A 3,963-nucleotide genomic window follows, 5' to 3' on the forward strand; every position below is an offset into this window, starting at 1 on the left:
GGGTAGTTGCCAACATTCCGGGAAAATGTTTCATATAATAGAGTAAAAAAGCTACTAATCAGTTATTTACTCAGGTGCCAGCCTCCCGCTTACTATGGATTTCAACGCCCCGGTGGCGCAAGTACTTGTAAAAAGTTACTTTAGAAATGGCTAGCTTTTTAGCAATCAAATTGACCCCCAATACCCCTTCTTTGTAATACATTTCCGCCAGACGCGCATTTTTCTCCGCTTCCGGCGATAGACCTTTCTGTCGTCCCCCCTTTCGCCCACGAGCGCGCGCCGAAATTAATCCGGCCTGGGTGCGCTCCCGAATCAGATCTCGCTCAAACTCAGCCAGTGAAGCAAATAAGTTCAAGACTAATCGGCCCTGAGCGGTGCTGCTGTCAATAGCATCGGTTAGACTCAGTAAGCCTACGCCCTTTTGCTGAAACTCATCGACCAGTTCTAATAGATGCTTCATCGATCGGCCTAGCCGATCCAGTTTGTAAATACAGACCGTATCGCCTTTGCGCAGTTGCGCCCGCAGTTTAGCCAACTCGGGGCGATCAGCTTTGGCTCCCGATACAATTTCCTGAAAAATCAATTCACAGCCTGCCTTTTGCAGAGCATCCACCTGAAGATCGACTTGTTGGCCTTGGGTCGAGACGCGAGCATAGCCTATTTTCATGCTGTTGGTTCAAGTTAGTATAGTTTGTTGTCGAATATACTGAACCTTGATTGGTGAACAAGTTTGATTAACTAATTTGGGCCTTTACCAATCAGGCTCCTTGGATGATTCCGGCTTGGGGCGTGGTTCATTCATACGGTCGTTTCACTTTACTCGCTCATGACGCCCAGAGAAATCCTCCCTCCCGATCTGGAAGAGGAATTTGAGCGGCCACCCGCCTTCTCCTTTATCAAACAGCGCTATTTTTTTGTCATACCCATCTGGATGAAACCCTTGCTGCGCGGTTTTGAATCAGACACCAACCGGGTTGGCTTTCTCTTGCAGTGGGGGTACTTCCGGGCTAGTGGCCGCTTTTTCAAAACATCCCGGTACGCAGCCAGCGATGTCCAATTTGTTAGTAAACTCCTAAAGGTTACTGTCTCTTTCGAGCAAGTACAAACCTATGACCGAGCTACGGTAGGGCGACATCGACAACTCATCCGCGCCGAGTTAGGCGTAAAGCCTTTTGGGGGCCCTGCTAAAGAAATGGCCGTTCAGGAAGCCCATCATCTGGTCACCCGCCAGGTAATCCCTTCGGCTGTTTTTGGATCACTCTGTGAATTCATCCGCGCTCATCGAATCGAGGTGCCCACCTATCACACCCTGGCTGTCCTGATTACCCAGGCATTTAATGAATTCGAGAAGAACCTATTCAAACTTCTCAGACAGGAATTGACCACTGGGCAGGTGGAACTAATCGACACCCTATTTGACAAATTGGAACGTGAGGGTATCCGCCGGGAAACGTACCGGTTGTCCACCTTACGTCAGGCGTCTGAAGTGATGAAATTGGCTGATATTCGGGAAAATATGAGCCGATTGAAGCAGTTGAAAACGCTTTATCATGCGCTTCTTCCGGTGTTGAGTGTGCTGAATATGTCCGATGAGTTAGTCGACCATTATGCTCAATATGTCCTCAGGGCCGAGATTTTCCAGATCAAGCGGCATCAAAATAGCCACCTGCTAATCCTGTGTTTTATTCAATATCATTACTTTCATCTATCTGATATTCTACTACTTACATTTAAAAATGCCACTAGCCAGATTCTCCATCAAATCCAAGGCCAGCGGGATAAACTAATGGTCGCTTCCTATGGGGAAAACCTGCCGACGATGGATACCATTTTAGAGAGCTATCTGACTCAGGCCGAGCTCGTCAATAAGCTGATGATGACGGCCTTTTCGTTCGACAAAACCCAGCCCGAAAAGTTTGATCAACTCATCAAACAGCTCAATGAACCCTCCATAAGCGCTTTTTTACACTTGGTGCCTGCGGTTAAAAAACTACATCAGCAAACCCGGAAGACACTGGCTAACTCCTTTTTGCATCAAGCTATGCGGGAACATGCCCGTGTGTTGATGACCCGGGTTGCCGATATTATGCGCCACATTGAGTTTGCCCCTTCGGTGAAGACCGATGCCTTATGGCTGGCATTAGTTGCCTATCAGAACAAGCATGGCGTCATTACAGCAACGGCTCCGACTGGGTTTCTGACCCCAGCCGAAAAAAAGATCGTTGACAATGATGGTCACTTTGACTCAGCCCTCTATAAAGTATGGCTGGCCGATTATTTGGTGCACGCGCTTAAATCCGGCCGGATCACGGTTCGTAGCTCGCATCAACATCGGGCGCTCGACGATCATTTGGTGCCGGAAGTAGAATGGGAAAGGGGGAAACAAACCTTGTTGGAACGAGCCGCTCTGCGCCACCTGACCCACTGGCCAACCGTTCAGCAAACCCTGACGGATCGCTTAACGGATCAGTTTACCCGGACCTTCAGCCATATCAACACAGGCGAAAATGTGCTGGTTCGCAAGCGGGCGGATGGCCGGTTACGGTTCGTAACACCGACCAAGATAATCCCACAGGATCTGCGGGATTTATACCCCAAAGACCGAACATTTCCCATTTTTGAGGTTTTCCACACGGTTAATCGCTATACGGGGTATACAGCCGATTTGCATCACCGACAGGACCATAACCATCAGGAAGTCATGCCGGATATCGTCAATTTTGCCGCCATGATCGGTTGGGGCTGTAATCTGGGGATGAGCCGTATGGCGCAACGGTCTAAAAATGTCTCCCCTGGTGCCCTTGACCGGGTATCCCGCTGGTATTTTTCACCCGACAATTTACGCCAGGCCAATGATCGGCTGGTCGATTTTATGCACCGGATGCCGATTGCCACTCTATTCAAAGAAGACGAGTTGGTAATGCGCTCCGCTTCGGACGGCCAGAAATATACCATGGCCATGGACTCGATCCATGCGACCTATTCGGCCAAATACTTCGGCAAAGATAAAGGCATCACCATTTACAGCTTTATCGCCGAAAATTATCCGCTGTTTTACTCCACCACCTTTTCGGCGGGAGATCGGGAAGCCTGGTATGTCTTCGACGGCCTGTTACATCACCAACGGATCACCAGTCTTCCCCAGCAGCAGGTGCATAGCACCGATACGCATGGGGTATCGCTAATCAATTTTGCCTTAGGCTTCCTGTTGAACATTGATCTTCAGCCCCGTATCGAAGGATTTCACAAATGTAAGCTACACGGCATTGCGGATATGTCAATCTCACAGCAGCTTGATTACAGCATTCGGGCAGACAAAAACATCAATACGGGCCTCATTGAAGACCAATGGGATAACATCAAACGCTTTGTGGTCAGCATCAAACTCCAGTATGCCCTGCCTTCGACCTTATTGAAACGACTCAATTCATTCGCTCACCAACACCCACTCTATCAAGCCTTAGTGGAGTTAGGTAAAGTGGTGCGCACCATTTTTTTGCTCAATTACATGGACGATGGCCAGCTGCGGCGTCGAACCCACCAGCAAACCACGCAATTGGAGAGTATTCAGAAGTTAGCTAAAGTGCTCGATATGGGCGATGAAGGAACTATTCAATTTTGTACCAAAGAGGAACTACTCATTATGACACTGAGTAAGCAGCTTATTATCAACAACATAAGCTGCTTCAATTACATCCTCTTAACCAAACGTCTGGTCGATGCTTCCCCTGGGGAACGTAAAGAATTGATCGCCACGATTCCCTTTACAGCGGCCTTCGCCTGGGAACATATCAATCTGCACGGGGAGTATGATTTTGGTGAAGATGTCCTAAAAAATGCTCTGACCATCGATTTGGAAAAGTTGCTCAACTTTGAGATCACGGGCAGTGTATAACCTATTGACAATCAACGTTATAGTTGTACCTAATGAAACATTTTCCCGGAATGTTGGCAACTACCCTA

Annotated in this window: 2 protein-coding genes; one reads left to right on the forward strand and one right to left on the reverse strand. The window is 48.3% G+C overall.

The features are described 5' to 3' along the window. Positions 1-70 precede the first annotated feature (70 nt). Positions 71-667: a recombinase family protein gene (locus tag FH603_RS27675; RefSeq protein WP_186742512.1), complete on the reverse strand. Its 597-nt coding sequence runs from the start codon at positions 665-667 to the stop codon at positions 71-73. A gap of 159 nt (positions 668-826) precedes the next feature. Between FH603_RS27675 and FH603_RS27680 the strand changes: the two genes are divergently transcribed. Beyond that, a complete protein-coding gene (locus tag FH603_RS27680) occupies positions 827-3,895 on the forward strand; it encodes a Tn3 family transposase (protein WP_186742514.1) in 3,069 nt (1,022 codons plus the stop codon). The last annotated feature ends 68 nt before the right edge of the window (positions 3,896-3,963 follow it).

The organism is Spirosoma utsteinense (assembly GCF_014282275.1).
In the GTDB taxonomy this organism is placed as follows: domain Bacteria; phylum Bacteroidota; class Bacteroidia; order Cytophagales; family Spirosomataceae; genus Spirosoma; species Spirosoma utsteinense.